17 protein-coding genes are annotated in these 19,203 nt (G+C 72.7%); 10 read left to right on the top strand and 7 right to left on the bottom strand.

Annotated elements, in window-relative coordinates; genetic code table 11:
- Positions 1 to 73: 73 nt before the first annotated feature.
- Both BMW85_RS35245 and BMW85_RS35240 read right to left on the bottom strand, forming a co-directional pair.
- A complete protein-coding gene (locus BMW85_RS35245; protein WP_091090340.1) occupies positions 74 to 706 on the bottom strand; it encodes a response regulator in 633 nt (210 codons plus the stop codon).
- Positions 703 to 1,917 (bottom strand): ATP-binding protein, encoded by a 1,215-nt coding sequence (locus tag BMW85_RS35240; RefSeq protein WP_091090338.1) that lies wholly within the window; start codon positions 1,915 to 1,917, stop codon positions 703 to 705. The genes BMW85_RS35245 and BMW85_RS35240 overlap by 4 nt, the downstream gene beginning before the upstream one ends.
- Positions 1,918 to 2,030: 113 nt before the next feature.
- Between BMW85_RS35240 and BMW85_RS35235 the strand changes: the two genes are divergently transcribed.
- The 8 genes from BMW85_RS35235 (at position 2,031) to BMW85_RS35200 (ending at position 12,372) form a co-directional block, all read left to right on the top strand.
- The gene (locus BMW85_RS35235) at positions 2,031 to 3,728 is read left to right on the top strand and encodes a PspC domain-containing protein (protein ID WP_177241045.1); all 1,698 of its coding nucleotides are present in this window, start codon (positions 2,031 to 2,033) and stop codon (positions 3,726 to 3,728) included.
- Positions 3,718 to 3,951: a hypothetical protein gene (locus BMW85_RS35230; RefSeq protein WP_091090333.1), complete on the top strand. Its 234-nt coding sequence runs from the start codon at positions 3,718 to 3,720 to the stop codon at positions 3,949 to 3,951. The genes BMW85_RS35235 and BMW85_RS35230 overlap by 11 nt, the downstream gene beginning before the upstream one ends.
- 74 nt (positions 3,952 to 4,025) lie before the next feature.
- Positions 4,026 to 4,508, top strand: coding sequence for a (2Fe-2S)-binding protein (locus BMW85_RS35225; protein ID WP_091090331.1), 483 nt, complete (start codon positions 4,026 to 4,028; stop codon positions 4,506 to 4,508).
- Positions 4,505 to 6,904, top strand: coding sequence for a xanthine dehydrogenase family protein molybdopterin-binding subunit (locus BMW85_RS35220; RefSeq protein ID WP_425434400.1), 2,400 nt, complete (start codon positions 4,505 to 4,507; stop codon positions 6,902 to 6,904). Before BMW85_RS35225 ends, BMW85_RS35220 begins: the two co-directional genes overlap by 4 nt.
- On the top strand, positions 6,901 to 7,755 hold the full coding sequence (locus BMW85_RS35215; protein ID WP_091090329.1) for an FAD binding domain-containing protein: 855 nt from the start codon (positions 6,901 to 6,903) through the stop codon (positions 7,753 to 7,755). The genes BMW85_RS35220 and BMW85_RS35215 overlap by 4 nt, the downstream gene beginning before the upstream one ends.
- Positions 7,756 to 7,849: 94 nt before the next feature.
- Entirely contained in the window at positions 7,850 to 8,572 is a 723-nt protein-coding gene (locus BMW85_RS35210; protein ID WP_091090327.1) for an SRPBCC family protein, read from the top strand.
- 93 nt (positions 8,573 to 8,665) lie between these two features.
- Positions 8,666 to 11,314, top strand: coding sequence for a bifunctional glycosyltransferase/CDP-glycerol:glycerophosphate glycerophosphotransferase (locus tag BMW85_RS35205; RefSeq protein WP_091090325.1), 2,649 nt, complete (start codon positions 8,666 to 8,668; stop codon positions 11,312 to 11,314).
- A complete protein-coding gene (locus tag BMW85_RS35200; protein WP_091090323.1) occupies positions 11,311 to 12,372 on the top strand; it encodes a glycosyltransferase in 1,062 nt (353 codons plus the stop codon). Before BMW85_RS35205 ends, BMW85_RS35200 begins: the two co-directional genes overlap by 4 nt.
- A gap of 27 nt (positions 12,373 to 12,399) precedes the next feature.
- Here the strand turns inward: BMW85_RS35200 and BMW85_RS35195 are convergent, their stop codons facing one another.
- From BMW85_RS35195 to BMW85_RS35185, 3 genes are read right to left on the bottom strand one after another with little or no spacing between them, the layout of a single operon-like run.
- Entirely contained in the window at positions 12,400 to 13,440 is a 1,041-nt protein-coding gene (locus BMW85_RS35195) for a sulfotransferase family protein (RefSeq protein ID WP_091090321.1), read from the bottom strand.
- A 21-nt stretch (positions 13,441 to 13,461) separates the two neighbouring features.
- Positions 13,462 to 14,313 (bottom strand): CDP-alcohol phosphatidyltransferase family protein, encoded by an 852-nt coding sequence (locus BMW85_RS35190; protein ID WP_245775244.1) that lies wholly within the window; start codon positions 14,311 to 14,313, stop codon positions 13,462 to 13,464.
- 48 nt (positions 14,314 to 14,361) lie between these two features.
- The gene (locus BMW85_RS35185) at positions 14,362 to 15,807 is read right to left on the bottom strand and encodes a glycosyltransferase family 2 protein (RefSeq protein ID WP_177241044.1); all 1,446 of its coding nucleotides are present in this window, start codon (positions 15,805 to 15,807) and stop codon (positions 14,362 to 14,364) included.
- Positions 15,808 to 15,957: 150 nt separating this feature from the next.
- Here BMW85_RS35185 and BMW85_RS35180 point away from each other — a divergent pair, with 150 nt between their 5' ends.
- Together BMW85_RS35180 and pseI are read left to right on the top strand one after the other, a co-directional pair.
- Positions 15,958 to 16,449: a GNAT family N-acetyltransferase gene (locus BMW85_RS35180; protein ID WP_091090314.1), complete on the top strand. Its 492-nt coding sequence runs from the start codon at positions 15,958 to 15,960 to the stop codon at positions 16,447 to 16,449.
- The gene (gene pseI, locus BMW85_RS35175) at positions 16,446 to 17,489 is read left to right on the top strand and encodes a pseudaminic acid synthase (RefSeq protein WP_091090311.1); all 1,044 of its coding nucleotides are present in this window, start codon (positions 16,446 to 16,448) and stop codon (positions 17,487 to 17,489) included. Before BMW85_RS35180 ends, pseI begins: the two co-directional genes overlap by 4 nt.
- On the opposite strand, the gene BMW85_RS35170 is transcribed toward pseI, so the two are convergent.
- Positions 17,482 to 18,453, bottom strand: coding sequence for a PseG/SpsG family protein (locus BMW85_RS35170; RefSeq protein WP_091090308.1), 972 nt, complete (start codon positions 18,451 to 18,453; stop codon positions 17,482 to 17,484). The genes pseI and BMW85_RS35170 overlap by 8 nt on opposite strands.
- Positions 18,450 to 19,187, bottom strand: a complete 738-nt coding sequence (locus tag BMW85_RS35165; protein WP_091090306.1) for a cytidylyltransferase domain-containing protein — start codon at positions 19,185 to 19,187, stop codon at positions 18,450 to 18,452. Before BMW85_RS35165 ends, BMW85_RS35170 begins: the two co-directional genes overlap by 4 nt.
- Between the last annotated feature and the right edge of the window lie 16 nt (positions 19,188 to 19,203).

The following is a 19,203-nucleotide window of genomic DNA, read 5'->3' as shown; positions in this document are numbered from 1 at the left end:
AAACGAGACGCCTGATTCGTAGGCAGTTAGCCGATAACTATCCTGTAACGGTCCAAATCCGGCCGAATCGGCCTCAGACCAGCCGGCGCGCGGTGGCCCAGCGGGACAGCTCGTGGCGGTTGGAGAGCTGCAGCTTGCGCAGCACGGACGACACGTGCGTCTCCACGGTCTTCACCGAGATGAACAGCTCCTTCGCGATCTCCTTGTACGCGTAACCCCGCGCGATCAGCCGCAGCACCTCCCGCTCCCGCTGGGTCAGCGAGTCGAGCTCCGGGTCGATCGAGGGCGCCTCGGAGGAGGCGAACGCGTCCAGCACGAACCCCGCCAGCCGCGGCGAGAACACCGCGTCACCCTCGGCCACCCGGCGGACGGCGTCGGTCAGCTCCTTGCCGCTGATGTTCTTGGTGACGTAGCCGCGGGCGCCGCCCCGGATGACGCCGATGACGTCCTCGGCCGCGTCGGAGACCGACAGCGCGAGGAAGCGGACCGTCGAGCCGGCGCCGAGCACCCGGCGCAGCACCTCCTGGCCGCCGCCGCCCGGCATGTGCACGTCCAGCAGGACGACGTCCGGCTGCAGCTCGGCGATCGCCTTGACGGCCGACTCGACGTCCTCGGCCTCGCCCACGACCTCGATCGAGTCGCCTAGCTCGGCGCGTACGCCCGAGCGGAAGAGCCGGTGATCGTCGACGATCAGCACGCGCGTCATTCTCTCTCCACCTTCATGGTCAACATCACTTCCGTGCCCTCGCCTGGTTCGGTGCGGATCCGGGCGGAGCCACCGTGGCGTTCCATTCTTCCGATGATGGACTCCCTGATCCCCATCCGGTCGAGGGGGACCGCGTCGAGATCGAAGCCCTTGCCCCGATCCTTCACGAAAACGGCCACTTCTTCACCCTCGACTTCCGCGTACACCGAGATGGAGTCGCTCTCGCTGTACTTGGCCGCGTTGACCATGGCCTGGCGGGCCGCCTTCATCATGGCCGCGAGCCGGCCGCCCGAGTCGAACGGCACGTCACCGACGCACACGACCTCGATCGGCACGCCGTGCGCGTCCTCCTCCTCGGCCGCGATCCTGCGCACGGCCGCCGCCACCGTCGCGTCGGCGTCCTGGGCCGGCTGGTAGAGCCAGTTGCGCAGCTCGCGCTCCTGCGAGCGGGCCAGGCGGGTGACCTCGCGCGAGTCGTGCGCGACGCGCTGGATCAGCGTCAGGGTGTGCAGCACCGAGTCGTGCACCATGGCGGCGACCTCGGCGCGCTCCTCCTGCCTGATGCGCTCGCGCCGTTCGAGCTGGAGCTCCTTCCACAGGCCGGCCAGCCAGGGCGCGGCGATGACCGCCAGGCCGCCGACCACCACGACGGTGAACAGCATCCCCGGCCGCGCCTGGGCCAGCTCGCCCTGCGAGTAGAGGAACCCGGCCGCCCCGATCACCACCAGACCCACGCCGAGCACCGTGCGCACGCGGTTCTTCCTGATGCTGAGCGTCGCCCCGCTCATCCAGCTCCGGCGGCGCTCAGGGTCGGCCTGCTGCCACAGGATCAGCGCGCCGATCCCGCCCACCGCGAACGGCAACATCCCGATGCCGCCCGCCGACGCCCCGGTGAGCCAGCCGAACGCGGCCAGCGCCACCCCGATCGCGGTGAACGCGGAGAGCTGGCTCCAGTCACGCTGCGGCTGCGGCCCCTCGTACGGCTCGCGTGGCGTGACCATCCACAGCACGGCGTAGGCCACCATGCCGACGCCGTCCACCACGCTGAGCAGCACGAACATCAGCCTGATCACCACGGGATCGAGCTTGAGCTGCGCGGCCAGGCCCTGGGCCACCCCGCCGAGCAGGCGGCCCTCCATCGGGCGCATCATCCGCCGGTACGGCGCTTCTCCGCCGGTGCCCGGCTCGGCGAGTGTCTTCTGGTCAGCCATAACACCGTCATCGTCACACGTAAGGGGCGGACCGGGCATCAGGGAACGACCCCCGGGTCGGGTCAGGGGTGTCCCGGATGCGGGCGGTGCGCCGGTGGGGCCACGATGGTGGCATGACAGAAGCTCCGCCCAGGGATCCGGCAGCTCCCCCCACCGTACTGCGACGCAGCGGCGAAGGGCGCATCTTCATGGGGGTGTGCGCGGGGCTGGGCCGCCACACCGGGATCGACCCGGTGGTGTTCCGGGTGGCCTTCGCCGTGCTGCTGCTCGGCTCGGGCGTGGGGCTTTTCTTGTATATCGCGGCATTCCTGTTGATGAAGGAGCCGAACGGGAGCCCGGGCATCATCGAGCAGTGGACGCGGCGCGACTTCGACGCCGAGACCGTGCTGGCGTTGCTGACGGCGGTGCTCGGGGTCGGGCTGGGGCTCAACCTGGCGACGATCTGGATCGACGCGGGGACGCTCGTGGTGGGCGTGTTCCTGGCGGTGTCGCTGCTGGCCGCGCACGCCAACGGGGTCGATCTGCTGGGGCTGGCCCGGTCGATGCCGGAGCGGCTGAGGCAGCGGCCACGGGCCGGGCAGCCCGCGCCCACGTACGCGAGCCCGCAGCCCACACCGCCGGTCCGCCACGCTCCCCACCCGACGCCCACCATGCCTTCGGCACCGGCCGCGCACTTCACGCCCGCCACGCAGGCGGCCCCCACGGCACCCCCAGCCAACACGGCGAACTCGGCGAACACGGTTGGAGCGCCCGCGACCGAGCCCCGCGTGGACGAGGTGGGCGTGGACGACGCGGTGACGGCGGAGCACCCCGTGCCGCCGCACGAGCCGGCCGCGCACGAAACCGGGGACGGGACGACCGCGCAGGAGGCCGCACACGAGGCCGGGCACGAGACGGCCGGGCCGCAGGCTGCCGGGCAGCAGACGGCCGGGCACCAGGCCGCTGGGCACCAGACGGCCGAGCACCAGACGGCCGGGCCGCAGGCGGCCGGGCGGTGGTTGCCCGAGGACGAGGACCAGGACGAGTCGGCCGCGTATCGGCCGCGCACCGCCGTCGCCTACGGCGAGCCGTTCGCGCCCAAAGGCCCCTACCGGCCCCTCGACCCCGCCAGGCGCGCCGGCGACTACTCCTCGCCGTACGACCCGGCCCTCTACACCCGCCCCACGCCCAGGCGCCCGCAGCGCGCGCCGCGCCCCAAGTCGTTCATCGGCGTCATCACCATCCTGCTCGCCATCATCATTGGAGGGATCGTCGTGGCGGTCCAGACCAGGTCCGCCGCCGGCGTGAGCCCGACCATCGTCGGCGGCGCGATGCTCATCACCATCGGCGCCGGCCTCCTGGTCGCGACCTGGTGGGGCCGCGGCGCCGGGCTGGTCGCCGCCGGCGTCGCGGTGGCGCTCGCGGTGAGCGCCGGCCTCGCGCTGGGCGGCCTGCCGCGTAATTTCGGCCCCTCCGAGTGGGCGCCGAGCACGTTGAGCGAGCTGGCCTCGGTCCCCGTGTACGACGTCGGCGCGGGCCAGGGCCTGCTGGACCTGTCGGAGCTGAAGCTGCCCCCGGGCACGACCGCGTCCGTCGAGGCCAGGATCTCGATGGGCGAGCTGGAGGTGATCGTGCCGCCCACGGTGCGGCTGGAGGTGCACGCCAGCAACCGGGTCGGCGACATCCGCATCGACCAGCGGATCCACGGCGGCGTGAACGTCCGCGTCAACCAGGTGCTGGAGCCGGAGACGAAGCCGGAGGGCAAGGTCTCGACGATCGTGCTCGACCTGAAGGGCGGGCTCGGCGACATGGAGGTGCGGCGTGGGGCGTGAGACGGGGCCGTGGGACCGGGCGGCGTACGAGGTGGAGCGGCCCCGGCGGGTGCACCGTACGGACTGGATGGCGCTGCTGAGCGGCGTGCTCTTCCTCGTGCTCGGGATCTTGGTGGTGACCCGTGCGCTCACGGATGCCCTGGTCCTGATGGGTGTGCTGGTGCTCGGGCTGGCTTTCGCGGGCCTCGTGGCGATCATCGCGAGGGCGGTTCGCGGTAAGTGACCCTTGACCGGACGTAACACAAGCGTAATTTCGGGTGTGTCCGCCTTTCCCCCCGCTCCTGAGAGGGAGGACGTATGCCCCGAATCTCCGTCACCGTGGACGGAATCACCTACGAGGAGGACGTCGAGCCGCGACTCCTGCTCGTCCATCTGCTCAGAGACCGCCTCGGCAGGACCGGCACCCCCATCGGCTGTGACACCAGCAACTGCGGCGCCTGCACGGTCATGCTGGACGGCAAGAGCGCCAAGAGCTGCTCGGTGCTGGCCGTGCAGGCCGACGGCTGCGAGGTCGTCACCATCGAGGGCCTCGGCACGGCCGGCTCGATGCACCCGATGCAGCGGGCCTTCCACGAAGAGCACGCGCTGCAGTGCGGCTACTGCACCCCCGGCATGGTCATGGCGGCGATCGACCTGCTCCGGGACGACCCGGACCCGTCGGAGGACGCCATCAGGCAAGGGCTTGAGGGCAACCTGTGCCGCTGCACCGGCTACTGCAACATCGTCCGGGCGGTGCGCCGGGGCGCCCAGGAGATGGGTCAGGCGGTGAGCACGCAGTGAGCGAGCTGGACACCGGCGCGGTGGCCGAGCAGATAGCGCAGAGCGACCAGATCAACGAGCCGGCGGCCACGCCGGAGCTGGGCCGGCCACGGCGGCGCAAGGAGGACGCGCGGCTGCTGACGGGGCGTACGCGGTGGACGGACAACCTGACCCGTCCCGGCCTGCTGCACGTGGTCTTCCTGCGCAGCCCGATGGCGCACGCCAGGATCACCCGGGTGGACGTGTCAGGGGCACGCGGGCTGCCCGGGGTCGTGGCGGCCTTCAGCGGCCAGGACTTCGCGGACGAGCAGGGCAGCCTGCCGTGCGCGTGGCCGGTCAGCGAGGACATCGTCATCCCCGACCACCCGCCGATGGCGGTCTCCGAGGTCCGGTACGTCGGCGAGGCCGTGGCCTGCGTGATCGCCACCGACCGCTACAAGGCGGCCGACGCGCTGGAGGCCATCGAGGTCGACTACGAGCCGCTGCCCGCGGTGCTCGACATGGAGGAGGCGCTGACCGACGGCAGCCCGAAGGTGCACGAGGCGGGCAACAAGGCGTTCAGCACGAAGATCGTCTCGGGTGACGTCGAGGCGGCCTTCCGTGACGCGCCGGTCGTCATCGAGCGCACCTTCCGCCAGCAGCGGCTCATCCCGAGCGCGATGGAGCCGCGGGCGGTGCTCGCCGACACCGACGGCGACACGTTCACCGTCTGGACCTCCACGCAGATCCCGCACGTCCTGCGGGTGATGCTGGCGGTGGTGACCGGCATCCCCGAGCACCGGCTGCGGGTGGTCGCGCCCGACGTCGGCGGCGGGTTCGGCTCGAAGCTGCAGGTGACGGCCGAGGAGGTGCTCTGCCTGCTGCTGGCCCGCAGGCTCGGCAGGGCGGTCAAGTGGACCGAGAGCCGCTCCGAGGGCAACCTGACCGTGCACCACGGCCGGGACCAGCTCCAGCGCCTGCGGCTGGCCGCCGACGCCGACGGGCGGCTGCGCGGGCTCCGGGTCGATCTGCTGGCCGACATGGGCGCTTACCTGATGCTGGTCACGCCGGGCGTGCCGATGCTGGGCGCGGCCATGTTCAACGCGATCTACAAGATGGACGCCTACGAGTTCGCCTGCACCGGCGTGTTCACCACCAAGATGCCGACCGACGCCTACCGGGGCGCGGGCCGGCCGGAGGCGACGTTCGGCATCGAGCGCATGATGGACGAGCTCGCCGCCGAGCTGGGCGTGGATCCGCTGGAGGTGCGCCGGCGCAACTGGATCAGGCACGAGGAGTTCCCGTACACCACGATCGCGGGGCTCACCTACGACTCCGGCAACTACGAGGCGGCGACGGACAAGGCGCTGTCGATGTTCGGCTACGACAAGCTGCGCGCCGAACAGGCCGACCGGCGGGACCGGGGCGACCCGGTGCAGCTCGGCATCGGCGTCAGCACCTACACCGAGATGTGCGGGCTGGCGCCGTCCCGGCTGCTCGGCGAGTCGAACTACGGCGCGGGCGGCTGGGAGCACGGCTCGATCCGCATGCTGCCGACGGGCAAGGTCGAGGTCATCACCGGCACCAGCCCGCACGGGCAGGGCCACGTGACGTCGTGGAGCCAGATCGTGGCCGACTCGCTCGGCGTGCCGTTCGAGGACGTCACGGTGCTGCACGGCGACACGGCGATCTCCCACAAGGGCATGGACACCTACGGCTCGCGCTCGCTCGTGGTGGGCGGCATCGCCGTGCTGAGGGCGTGCGACAAGGTCAAGGACAAGGCCCGTACGCTGGCCGCGCACCTGCTGGAATGCTCGCCCGACGACCTGGAGTTCGCCGCGGGCGCGTTCAAGGTGCGGGGCACGGACGCGCAGCGGACCATCCAGGAGCTCGCCTACGCCGCGTTCACGGCCCACGACCTGCCCGAGGGCGTGGAGGCGCGGCTGGACGCCGACGCCACGTTCGACCCGGACAACTACTCCTTCCCGCACGGCACCCACCTGTGCGCCGTGGAGGTGGACACCGAGACGGGCATGGTGCGGATCCGCTCGTACGTGGCCGTGGACGACGTCGGCAAGGTGGTGAACCCGCTCATCGTGGAGGGCCAGGTGCACGGCGGCATCGCGCAGGGCGTCGCGCAGGCCCTGTACGAGGAGGCCGTCTACGACGCCGACGGCAACCTGCTCACCACGACGATGGCCGACTACCTGCTGCCGTCGGCGGCCGACCTGCCGACGTTCCAGCTCGACCGGACCGAGACCCCGGCCACCAGCAACCCTCTGGGCGTCAAGGGCGTCGGCGAGGCGGGCACGATCGCCTCGACCCCGGCCGTGGTGAACGCCGTCGTGGACGCGCTGCGCCCGTCCGGCGTGCGCGACGTCGAGATGCCGTGCACGCCGGAGCGGGTGTGGCGGGCACTGGAAGGAGCGCGCCGATGATTCCCGCGCAGTTCGAGTACGTGCGCCCGGACTCGCTGGCCGAGGCGTCGCAGGTCCTGGCCGAAGACGAGGACGCGAAGGTGCTGGCCGGCGGGCAGTCGCTGCTGCCGCTGCTGCGGCTGCGGCTGGCGTACCCGTCGAAGCTGGTGGACGTGGGGCGGCTGGCGGAGCTGCGGGGCGTGCACGACCGCGGCGACCATGTCTACATCGGCGCGCTGACCACGCACGACGAGGTGATGCGCTCCGAGGCGGTCAACGACGGCTGCCCGCTGGTGGCGCTGGCCACCGCCCATGTGGCGGATCGGGCGATCCGGCACCGGGGTACGTTCGGCGGCTCGCTGGCGCACGCCGATCCGGCGGGCGACCTGCCCGCGGTGGTGCTGGCGCTGGACGGCGTGTTCGTGGCGCGCTCGGCGGGGGGCGAGCGGGAGATCCCGGCCGCCGAGTTCTTCGTCGACTATCTGGAGAACGCGCTCGACGCCGGCGAGATCCTGGCCGGGGTGAGGATCCCGAAGCTGGGGCCAGGCTGGGGCTTCCACTACGAGAAGTTCCACCGTACGGCGCAGGCGTGGGCCATCGTCGGCGTGGCCGCGGCGGTCAGACGGTCGAACGGCTCGATCGCCGAGGCCAGGATCGGGCTGACGAACATGGGCTCGACGCCGGTCCGGGCCCACGCGGCCGAGGCGGCGCTCCAGGGCGCGGAGCTCGGCGACCAGGTGCGGCGGGCCTGTGAGGAGGCGGCGGCGGACACCGAGCCGCCGGCCGACCTGCACGGCCGGCCGGACTACCGCAGGCACCTGGCCCGGGTGCTGACCCATCGGGCGGTGCGCGCCGCCACGGGCACGCCCTGACGGGCCTGTCCGCTGAGGACCTGGCGGGGGCGTCTCTTCCGGGCGCCCCCGCCGCGTCGTAGTGTCGGGAACCATCGGCAGAAGGAGCGGATCGATGGCGATGCGGTTCGAGCACGAGTTCACTGTTCCGGTTCCGGTCGAGCAGGCGTGGGCCGTCCTGCTCGACGTCGAGCGGATCGCCCCCTGCCTGCCCGGGGCCACGCTCGACGTTCACGAGGGTGACGAGTTCACCGGCAGGATGAAGGTCAAGGTCGGCCCGATCACCGTCACCTATCGGGGCTCGGCCAGGTTCGAGGACGTGGACAAGGACTCCCGCTCGCTCACCATCCAGGCGTCGGGCAAGGAGGCCCGCGGCTCGGGCACGGCGTCGGCCACGGTCAAGGCCCGGCTGACGCCGCGCGAGGAGTCGACGGCGGTGGCCGTGGAGACGACGTTCCACGTGACGGGGCGGCCTGCGCAGTTCGGCCGCGGGGTGATGGCTGAGGTGGGCTCGCGGCTGCTGGACAGGTTCGCCGGCAACCTCGCCGAGCTGCTGTCCGAGCCACGAGAGCAGCCCCAGGTCCAGGAGCAGCCCGCCGAGGAGCCCGCCGAGGAGCAGCCGAACGAGGAGGAACGGCACCTGACGGCCGTGCCCACTCCCGAGCCGGCGCCACCTCACGCGCAGGGCACGGTCCGCACCTCGCGCTCCCCCGACGAGGAGGCGCTCGACCTGCTGGAGATCGCCGGGCAGCCGGTGCTCAAGCGGCTGGCGCCGGTGGCGGGCGCGCTCGCGGCGCTGCTGATCGTCATCTGGATCGTTCGTCGTCTGCGGCGGTGATTTTCGGCAAATACTCCATCAAGTCCGGACACTTCACGCAGCTCGGGGGCAGGGCCCTCCCCGCAGATGGTTCGACCAGCGGGGGGACTTGGGATGCCGGACTGCAGCGTGGTCGTCATCACGTACAACGACGCCGCCCGGCTGCCCAGGGCCGTGCGCTCCGTGCTCCGCCAGTCGCTGCGCGACCTCGAAGTGATCATCGCCGACGACGCGAGCACGGACGGCACGCGGGAGGTGGCCGAGAGCCTGGTCGCGGAGGACCCGCGGGTGCGCTACGTGCGCAGGAAGGTCAACAGCGGGCACTGCGGGGCGCCGCGCAACGACGGCGCGGACGTCGCGGCGGCCCCGTACGTCATGTTCCTCGACAGCGACGACGAGTTGCCCCGGCACGCCTGCAAGAGCCTGCTCGCCGAGATCGAGCGCACCGGCGCCCAGTTCGTCTCGGGACAGATCTCCCGCCTGTACGAGCCCAGCGGCAAGCTTCGGCCCTACTACCCGTCGCTGTTCGCCCGCCGCCGCGTGGTGGCCGGCATCCGCGAGGACCCGGAGCTGTTCCTCGACTCCTTCAGCACCAACAAGCTCTACGACACGGCCTGGCTGCGCGAGCGGGGGCTGCGTTTCCCCGAGGACCTCGACTACGAGGACCACGTCTTCGCCGCCGGCCTGTACGCCCTCGCCCACCGCTTCGCGGTCGTCCCGTGGACGGTCTACCACTGGCACCGCGCCAGTGACGGCGTCTCGATCTCGCTGAGCGTGGACGACCTGGACAACGTCCGGCAGCGGGTCCTCGCCGCCCGCATGAGCGACGACCGGCTGCGCGCCCACGGGGCCGTGGACCTGGTGCCGCACCGGCAGCGCCGCTTCGTCCGGCAGGACCTGCGGGTCTACCTCAACCCGCTGCCGGCCCGCGACCTGGTGTGGGTCAAGGAGTTCGCCTCGATCATCCGGCCGTACCTGGCGCGGCTCCCGGCCGAGGTGCTGGAGGAGGCCGCGCCCATGGAACGGGTGTGCTGCCGGCTCATCCTCGACGACCGGATCGAGGACCTGCGCGTCGCGGCCGGCTCGCTCACCGGGCCGCGGGCCGCGCCCCGGGCGGCGGTGCGGCTCGACGGGCGCACGTACTGGGGGACGACGGTCTCCCCCGACCTGGACATCACCCCGCTGCGGCTGGCCGAGCTGCCCTTCGCCGCCGCCCGGCTGCGGCACGAGGCGAGCGAGCCGGTACGCGACGGGGACCGGGTGCGGATGACCGTGCGCACCTTCGACCCGTTCGGCGCGCTGCCGGCGGAATGGACGGCGTTCCTTCAGGTCGGCAGGGAACGTGTGCCGATCAGGCCGGAGCCGTCCGGCGAGGGTGGCTACGTCAGCGAGGTCGCCTTCACGCCCGCAGGGAAGTGCGAGCCGAGGATCGGCTTCACCCGCGTCTCCGACGGGCACACGACGACCGACCGGATCATCGTGGACCCGCGCCTGCGGCCGATCGAGCTGCCCGGCGGCCGGGTGCAGGCCGAGGGGCACGCGGCCTACCTGTGCGTACGGGCCGCGAGCACCGGGCGCTCACGCGCGCGGCGGCTGGGCGGGCGGCTGTGGCGGGGGCTCGTACGGAGGGTCGGCACGCCGCGGAACAAGCTGCGGGCGTACAAGGTGCTCGTCAAGGTGCTGCGCCCGCGCCCGGACCTCGCCCTGTTCGAGTCCGACGTCGGCAAGGGCTGCTGCGGCAGCCCGCGCGCCCTCTACGAGGAGCTGCGCCGCCGAGACCTGCCGATCGAGGTCGTCTGGTCGCTGGCCAAGGGGCATGGCGGCGTCCCGCCCGGCGCCCGCAGGGTACGGCGCGGAAGCTGGCGTCACCTCTGGACGATGGCGCGGGCCGGCATCTGGGTGGACAGCCACGGCTTCCCGCTGGACTACCCGAAGCCGCGCGGCACCCGCTACCTGCAGACCTGGCACGGCCAGGGCATCAAGTCGATCGGCTTCGACGCGCCCGACCTGCGCTCCGACTTCGACCGGCCGCGCGCGCAGTGGCGCGCGGCGGTGGCGCGGTGGGACGCGCTGGTGTCGCCGAGCGCGGAGTTCTCCCGCATCTTCGTGCCGTCCAACGGCTACACCGGCAAGGTCTACCGGTACGGGACGCCGCGCTGCGACGCCCTGGTGCGCGGCGAGCCGGCCGGCGACGTACGCGGGCTCCTGGACCTTCCGCCGGGGCGGCGGGTACTGCTCTACGCGCCCACCTACCGCGACCGGGCCATGGGCAGCGGCCAGTCGGTACGGGCCGACCTGGAGCTGCTGGCCGAGGAGCTGGCCGGGGAGTGGGTGGTGGTGCTGCGCACCCATCCGGTGGAGCGCTACGAGACGCCCGAGCACCTCAGGCACTTCGTCCGCTTCGCCGGGCGGTATCCGGAGGTCAACGATCTGATGCTGGCCTCGGACGCGCTGCTGACCGACTACTCGTCCCTGATGTGCGACTACGCGATCACCGGCAGGCCCATGGTGTTCTACCTCGACGACTGGGACGACTACCGGCTGTCCGAGCGCGGCGTCTACCACGACCTGCCCGCCATCGCCCCCGGCCCGTGCGTCACGACGACCGAGGAGCTGGTGGACGTGCTGCGGCGCCTGGACGAGGAGCACGCGGCCCACGCCGCACGCTACGCGGCCTTCCGCGAGCTGTGGTGCGCCGACGAGCGCGGCGACGCGGCGGCGCGGATCGTCGACGACTTCTTCCGGGTGGGGGCCCGCCGATGAGCCGTGTCGTCTTCGCCTGCGTGGACGCCGACACGCTGGGCGGCATCCAGCAGGTCACGCACACCCTCGCCCAGGGCCTGGCCGGGCGGGGCCACGACGTGCACGTCATCGGCCTGCACCGGGCCCGCTCCCCGTTCCGGTACGTGGACCGCCCGCGCTACCACCACCACGTCATCAGCCGCGCCGAACCCGGCAACCGCCTGGCCCGCGTCCGCGCCGACCGGCGGCTGCGCCGGCTGCTCGGCCGCATCGAGCCGGGATACGCGGTGATGACCTCGCCGTCGGCGGTGATCCGGGTGCGCGACCTGCTACCGGCCGGTTCCCGGTCGATCGGCCAGTACCACGGCTCGTACGACCACGCCCGCGGCTGCTGGCACCTGGGCTCGATCAGGAAGCACTACGCCGAGCTGGACCAGGCGGTCTTCCTCAGCGAGGACGACGCCATGAGCTTCGCCGAGCACGCCCTGCTGCCGAACGCCCAGGCGCTGCCCAACCCGCTGGCCCACTGGCCGGCGCGGATGGCCGCGCTCGACGTCCCCCGGGTGCTGGGCGTCGGCCGGCTGGAGGGGGTCAAGCGGTTCGACCGGCTGATCAGCGCGTTCGCCCGCTCGGGCGTGCCGGAGCCGTGGGAGCTGCACCTGATCGGCGACGGCGGCGAGCGGGAGCGGCTGCGCGCGCACGCCGGGCGGGAGGGCGTGGCCGGCCGGGTGGTCTTCCGCGGTCCGGTCCCGGCCGCGGAGATGTCCGCCGAGTACCTGTCGGCGGCGGTGCTGGGGCTGACCAGCGAGCACGAGGGGCTGCCGGTCGTGCTGCTGGAGTCGGGGGCGCACGGAGTGCCGTCGGTGGCCTTCGACGTCTCGGGCGGCGTGCGCGCGGCGGGCCAGGTGCTGGTGCCGCCGGGGGACGTGGACGCCTTCGCGGCCGAGCTGGGCCGGCTGGCGGATTCGGTGGAGGAGCGGCGGCGGCTGGGGGCCGACGCCCGCGCACGGGCCGAGGCCTTCCGCCTCGACCACGTGCTGGACGGCTGGGAGCGGCTGTTCGCCCACGTCGACCGCTGACCGAACCACGCCCATGTCGTGGGGTCGCTAGATCGCGGGCTCGGTGATCTCGGTGCGCTGGCGCGGGACGCCGGACAGCGAGCGCTGGCGCGTGGTCAGCATGGCGGCCACCGGGCTGGGCTCGCGCAGCCGGTTGAAGCGGTCGCGCATGTGCTTGCGCAGGCGGCTGGCCCGGCGCTTCTGCATGGTCTTCTGGGCGGCCACGATGTGCTCCTTGGCCGGCCTGGCCGCGCCGGTCAGCTCGTAGCCCATGGCCTCCAGGCGGTCGCCGAGCATGTGCTCGCACAGGGAGATCTCCCAGTCGTCGAGCCGGTTGGCCCAGCTCCCGACGCGGCTGCGGATGACCTCGCCGTGCGTGTTGCTGTGCCAGACCTTGTGCTCGGGCACGGCGACGCTGGCCGCCTCGCGCGGGGAGATCATCGAGACGGAGAAGTCCTCCTCCAGGAAGTGGCAGAGCTTCTTCAGCTCGGTCGCGGGGTCGTCGGTGAGGTCCTCGTAGCGCAGCTCGTAGTAGGTGTCCTCGGGCAGGGTGCGCTTGAGCTTGGCCCCCGCGTCGATCGCCTCGGCCCAGGTGGAGACGGCGTGGAAGGAGTCCAGCGTGTACCAGGGCATCTCCTTCAGCGAGGCCACGCAGTCGCGGCCGTCCCTGATGAGGTGGACGAACTGGGCGTCGGGGAAGAGCCGCAGCAGCATGTCGACCTGCTTGACGTAGCTTGGGCGCTTGTCGCCCCAGCGGGCCTTGTCGAAGCGGTCGGCGTACATCCGGAAGGCCGTGCCGATCACGGAGCCGAGCGAGCCGGGGCCCTCGACCGCCTGCTGGACGAACTCGTCCTTGTCGATCTTGAGTTCGCGGAACTTGGTGCTGCGGTCGGTCGCGATCCACTGCGCGAGCGCCCTGCGGCGCGCGTCGATCCGCAGGTCGCCCCAGGCGCGGCGGCGGTAGTAGGCGGGTACGAGGAAGCGGGTCTCGGGCGGCACCGCCATGTGCGGGTGCGAGTGCAGCATGAGCTGGAGCATCGTGGTGCCGGAGCGCGGGCATCCGATGACGAAGACTGGCCTGTCGGACATTTCGTACTAACCCCCGAAAACTTAGACGAGAACGTGCTCTCGGCTCTCCCGAGAGGAGGCGACGGCGTGCCTGCGCGTGAAGCGCCACATCCGGTAGACAAGAAAGACCTCGTTGGCCAGCAGCAGCACCCCGGCCGCCGCGGCGAGCGGGATCAGCGCCCATGCCCCCGCAAGAGGCGCGATCACGAACACCGCCGCATGGAACTCGATGCCGCTGATCAGGTGCGAACGCACCCGGTGCCGGGCCAGGAACCTGTTCAGCCGGCGGAAGAAGCCGGACGGGCGCGGCACCCGCTCCAGCGGCTGGGTGTCATCGTCCGGCTCCGGCGGCCCCACGGGCTCCATTGCCGGTCCCAGCGGCCCCGCCGTCCCGTGCGCCACCCCCTGGCGCTCGTCCCTGACGGCCTCGCGGACCCGCTTCATCTGCGGCGCGTTGACGTACCTGAAAAGGTCCAGCACGGCCACCGCCGCGCCCAGGACCACATAGCCGACGTCGCCGGTCACCGCGTACTGCCCGTACGCCAGGCCCGCGGCGCACAGCACGACCCTGATCCGGTCCCCCACGTAGTCGAGCCAGAGGCCGAAGGGCGTCCCCGTGCCCTTCAGCCGGGCGATTTTGCCGTCCACGCAGTCGATCATGAAGCTGAGATAGAAGATCGCAGCGCCCGCCAGGAGCTGGTTCATGGCGAAACAGGTGGCCGACGCCACGCCGAGGACCAGCGAGAGCACGGTCAGGCCGTTGGGTGTGATCCGGGTGTGGTTGGCGACGGGCAGTGCGACCCGGCAGGCGACCGGGTCCACGAAATACACGGTCCACCAGGAGTCTCTCCGCTTGCGTGTCTCGTGGACGTCATCGAGCGAATAGGTCCTCATGCCAACCAGCATGAACACGGGGCGCGCTCTGGCGATTACTGTCTGGAACTACTGGGGGATGTCCATGCCGGTTCTTGACCAACCCGGCACGGTGAATCGCCACGTGCCCCCGGCCTCGCCGTCCCTGCACCAGCCCTTCAGCACCAGGCCGCGGGTCTCCGTACGGGCCTGGAGCCGCCAGGCCGGCCCGCCGCCCGCCAGCCGCGCCGGGTCGAACGCGGTCACGAACCCCCCACGGCCCGTCCTGCTCACCTCCAGCGGCACCTTGCGGCGGCCGTCGCTCAGCCACAGGTTCATCCGGTCGATCCGCCGGTCCACGCGGTGGACGGCCAGCTCGCCGCGCACGCGGTACTCCGCGCCCGTCCACGCGCAGGAGTCGACCCTGGCCAGCAGCTTGAGCTCGTCGCGGGCGTCGAACACCTCGTCGGGGATGCGCAGCCGGCGGTCGCGGAAGAACGGGTAGTCGCCGTACCAGCCGGTGGTACGCCAGCCGCGCGGCACCACGCGGGTGCCGGACTCGGCGCGGGCGCGGCGGAAGTCGCGTACCTTCCGCAGCTCCGCCACCAGCCCCCGCGTCATCAGGTGCAGCTCCAGGCGGCGCAGCGACGGCGCGGCGGCGACCGCCCCCGGCCCCAGCTCGGCCACCCAGGCGCGGGCCAGGTCGAGCAGCGGGCCCGGCTCCTCGCACCTCTCCAGCGCCTGGAACAGGAAGAGGATGTCCTTCTCCAGCACCAGCGCGTCGAAGCCGTCGAGCAGCTCCGGCGCCCGCTCGTCGAGGAAGGCGCGCACCGAGCGGATGGCGGCCAGGCGCTCGTTGAGGTTGGACAGCTCGTTGCGGCGCTGGGTGATCGAGTCCTCCCCCTCCTCGCGCCGCCGCCAGTGGTAGACCACCTCGCCCAGCATGTCCACGCTGCCGGCCAGCACATGGGCCTGCATGGCGACCGGCACGTCCTCGTAGATCCCGGCGGGGAAGGTCAGCCCGGCGCGCTCCCAGAAGTCACGCCGGTAGACCTTGTTCCACACCGTACGGTCGCGCACCAGCACCTGCTTGTCGGTGATGTGCGTGCACAGCACCGGCCGCCTGAACACCTTCTCGTGCAGCGTGGACTCCTCCAGCACGCCGTCCACGAGCCGCCCCACCGCCCCGCAGGCGAGGTCGGAGCCGGTCTCGGCGAGCTTGCCGATCATCCGCTCGTACGCCTCGGGCGGCACGACGTCGTCGGCGTCGGCGAAGGCCAGGTACGTGCCCCGCGCCACCCGGATCCCGGCGTTGCGGGCCGGCCCCGGGCCCTGGTTGCGCTGCGTGACCAGCACGAACCGTGGATCGGCGGCGGCGAAGTCCTCGGCGACACGCCTGGCGCCGTCGAGGGAGCCGTCGTCCACCAGGACGACCTCCAGGTCGTCCAGCGACTGGGCGGCGAGCGACTTCAGACACTCGGTGATGTAAGGCTCCACGTTGTGGAACGGGACGATGACGCTGAGCAGGGGGATCATGGCCGATGCGGCTCCTTGACCTCGCGGAAGTGCGTTCGAGGGCAGCATGCCGCGCCGCCCGCGCCGGGGACCCGCGCCTGAAGAGCTCTTTACCGGCGGCCCGATCGGCTACGTTGAGCATCAGGACGGGCACGAACGGTAGGGGGCGGAATGCTTCGCGGCGCGCACGACGACGACCTCCCGGCCATGCGGCGCTGGCGCAACCACCCGCGGGTGCGCGCCGCCAGCTTCACCACGCACGAGATCGGCGCCGACGAGCACGCCCGCTGGTGGGCGGCCGTCCGCGCCGACGCCACCCGGCGGGTGCTGATCTACGACCACGACGGCGTCCCCGCCGGCGTGGTCGCCTACTCCGACCTGTCGCCCGCGAGCGCCGACTGGGGCTTCTACCTCGACCTCGACGGCCTCGAACGGTCGGGGGCGCTGCTGCGGGCCTGGGCCGGGCTGGAGCGGGAGGCCATCGAGCACGCCTTCGGCCCGCTCGGCCTGACGGTCCTGCGGGGCGAGGTGCTGGCCGACAACGCGCCGGTCAGATCGCTGCACCGGCGCTTCGGGTTCGCCGAGGTCGCCGCCTACCGCCGGGTCGTCGACGGGGTGCCGCGCGACGTCGTCGCCATCGAGCTCAGGAGGGAAGACGCATGATCTCCATCGCGGGCCGGGCCATCGGTCCCGGCCATCCGCCGTACGTCGTGGCCGAGCTGTCCGGCAACCACAACGGCAGCCTGGAGCGGGCCCTCGCCATCGTCGACGCGGTGGCCGACGCGGGGGCGCACGCGCTGAAGCTGCAGACGTACACACCGGACACGCTGACCGTCGACGCCGACGGGCCGGCGTTCCGGCTGGGCGACGCGCACTCGCTGTGGGGCGGCGAACGCCTCTACGACCTCTATCAGCGGGCCCGCACGCCGTGGGAGTGGCACGAGCCGCTGTTCGCGCGGGCTCGGGAGCGGGGGCTCGCCGCCTTCTCCTCGCCGTTCGACCCGACGGCCGTCGAATTCCTGGAGAAGCTGGACGTGCCGGCTTACAAGATCGCCTCGTCCGAGCTGGTGGACCTGCCGCTGATCCGGCTCGCGGCGGCCACGGGCAAGCCGCTGATCATCTCGACCGGCATGGGGACGGCCGGCGAGATCGGCGCGGCCGTGACCGCCGCCAGGGAGGCGGGCTGCACCCGGCTCGCCGTGCTGGCCTGCACGGCCTCCTACCCGGCGGCGCCGGCGGAGAGCAACCTGCGGGCGCTGCCGCTGCTGGCCGCGCTCACCGGCGAGGTCGTCGGCCTCTCCGACCACACGCCCGGCATCGGCGTGCCGCTGGCGGCGGTGGCGCTAGGGGCGTGCCTGATCGAGAAGCACGTCACGCTGGCGCGGGCCGACGGCGGGGTGGACTCCGCGTTCTCGCTGGAGCCGGCCGAGCTGGCCGCGCTGGTGACGGAGAGCGCGCGGGCCTGGGAGGCGCTGGGCGAGCCGGTGCTCGGGCCGCGGCCGTCCGAGCGGGAGGGGCTGCGCTTTCGCCGCTCCCTCTACGTGGTGCGCGACGTGCGGGCCGGCGAGGAGGTGGGGCCTGGCAACGTACGGTCGGTCCGGCCCGCCGGAGGGCTGCCGCCGGACGCGGCGCGCGAGGTGACGGGGCGGCGCTTCGTCCGCGACGTGCCGAAGGGCACGCCGCTGACCTGGGACCTCATCTGACCAGCGCGAGGAGGGCGTCCGCGACGCGCTCCCTGCCCCGGCCGTCCACCAGCCCTCCGCCCCGGCGGCCGTGCTCCTCGCGGGCGGCCGGGTCGGACAGCAGCCTGGCCAGGACGGCCACAGCCTCAGGGCCGGGCGCGCCGCCGAGTCCCGCCGCCACGCCCCTCCCCACCAGCTCGTCGTAGCCGATGAGCTGGTTGTCGGCCACCCAGCTGAGCGCCGTGGGCACGCCCAGGTAGAGCAGCTCCCAGATGGCCGAGCCCGCGGCGGTGACCACGAGGTCGGCGGCGGCCATCAGCTCCGGCAGCCGGTCGGTGGGCGGGATGACGGTGATCGGCGACTCGGCTGCGAACGGGGCCGGGCTGATCACCGTGGCGGTGAACGGCACGCCGGTCGCGCCCAGGGCCTGCGCCCAGGCCGGGGCGACCCCGGCGGCGTCGGTGCCGCCGAAGAAGCACAGGACGTCCGGGACGCGGTCCGGGCGGCGGGGTGCGCGGGCGCGTCGGCGTACGCTGTCGCGCAGCAGCACGTAACGGGCGCCGGCCAGCACCGGCCCGGCGGGGAACGGACGGTGTTCGGCGCCGAGGTTCTGGTCGAGGTAGAGGTCGGCGTGCTGGCCGAGCGGGTCGCCGTCGACGACGGCGAGCACGGGCAGCCCGTGGCGGCGCAGCTCCTCGCCCGTGCCGGGCGGCAGGTCGTAGGAGTCGAGGACGACCGCGTCCAGCCGGAGCGCGCGGGCCAGCGCGGCCAGGGCGGCCGGCGACTCGGGTGCGGGGGTGAGCGGGAGTACGCGCTCGCGGAGCTGGGCGAGTGCCCAGGGCGAGTCGCGCACCGCTCCCAGGAAGACCGGGCGCGCGCCGCGTGAGCGCAGCTCCTCGGCCAGGGCGACGCAGCGGACGAGGTGGCCGACCCCGCTGCCCGCGCCCGCGTCGCAGCGGAACCCGACGCGCGGCCCGGCGCTCACGCGTCCTGCAGCGCCTTCTGGCGTACGTGGGCGTTGAGCCCGCACACCTCGGGGCGGTCGCGCAGCCAGCTCACCAGCGCCCGCATCGGCACGCAGCGGTCGCCCAGCTCGCCCACCACGCGGGAGATGAGCAGCCAGTCGTCCTCGGTGTCGAGCGTCAGCCGGAGGTCGGCGGCGAGGGGGTGGTAGGCGAGCCCGAGCAGCCGGGCGTCGCCGGCGGCCTCGGTGTAGATGTGGGAGGTGACGTGGGTGCGGTGGTAGGAGACGGCCTCGCGGTCGCAGCGCTCCAGGGCCGCCCGCGCGATGATCTCGACGTCGAGGCCGCGCGGCAGGGTGCGGGCCAGGCTCGTGCTGAGGTAGTCGAGCCCGGGGACGGCCTGGAAGACGAGCGCGGCCTCCCTGACGACCGTCGGGTCGAGCAGCGGGCAGTCGGCGGTGAACCGCATGACGGCCTCTCCTGGCCGCTCCCCCAGCGCCTGCGTGAACCGGGTGAGCACGTCGTCGACCGGGCCGCGGTGGCAGCGGACGCCGAGCCCGGCGGACTCGGCGGCCACCGCGTCGTCCTCGGGGAGCGTGGTGGTGGCGACGATCAGCTCGTCGAGCGCGGCCGACTCGCGGGCCGCGCGGACCACCCAGCCGAGCACCGACCGGTCACCGTCGCCGAGTTGTCGCAGCACCTTGCCGGGCAGCCGGGTGGATCCCATCCTGGCCTGAATGATTCCGACAATACGCACGAAAGCCCCATTCCCC

The sequence above is a fragment of the Nonomuraea wenchangensis genome (assembly GCF_900111685.1).
GTDB lineage: Bacteria > Actinomycetota > Actinomycetes > Streptosporangiales > Streptosporangiaceae > Nonomuraea > Nonomuraea wenchangensis.
Note: the sequence above shows the minus strand (reverse complement) of the source record. Positions and strands in the feature narration are given on the sequence as shown.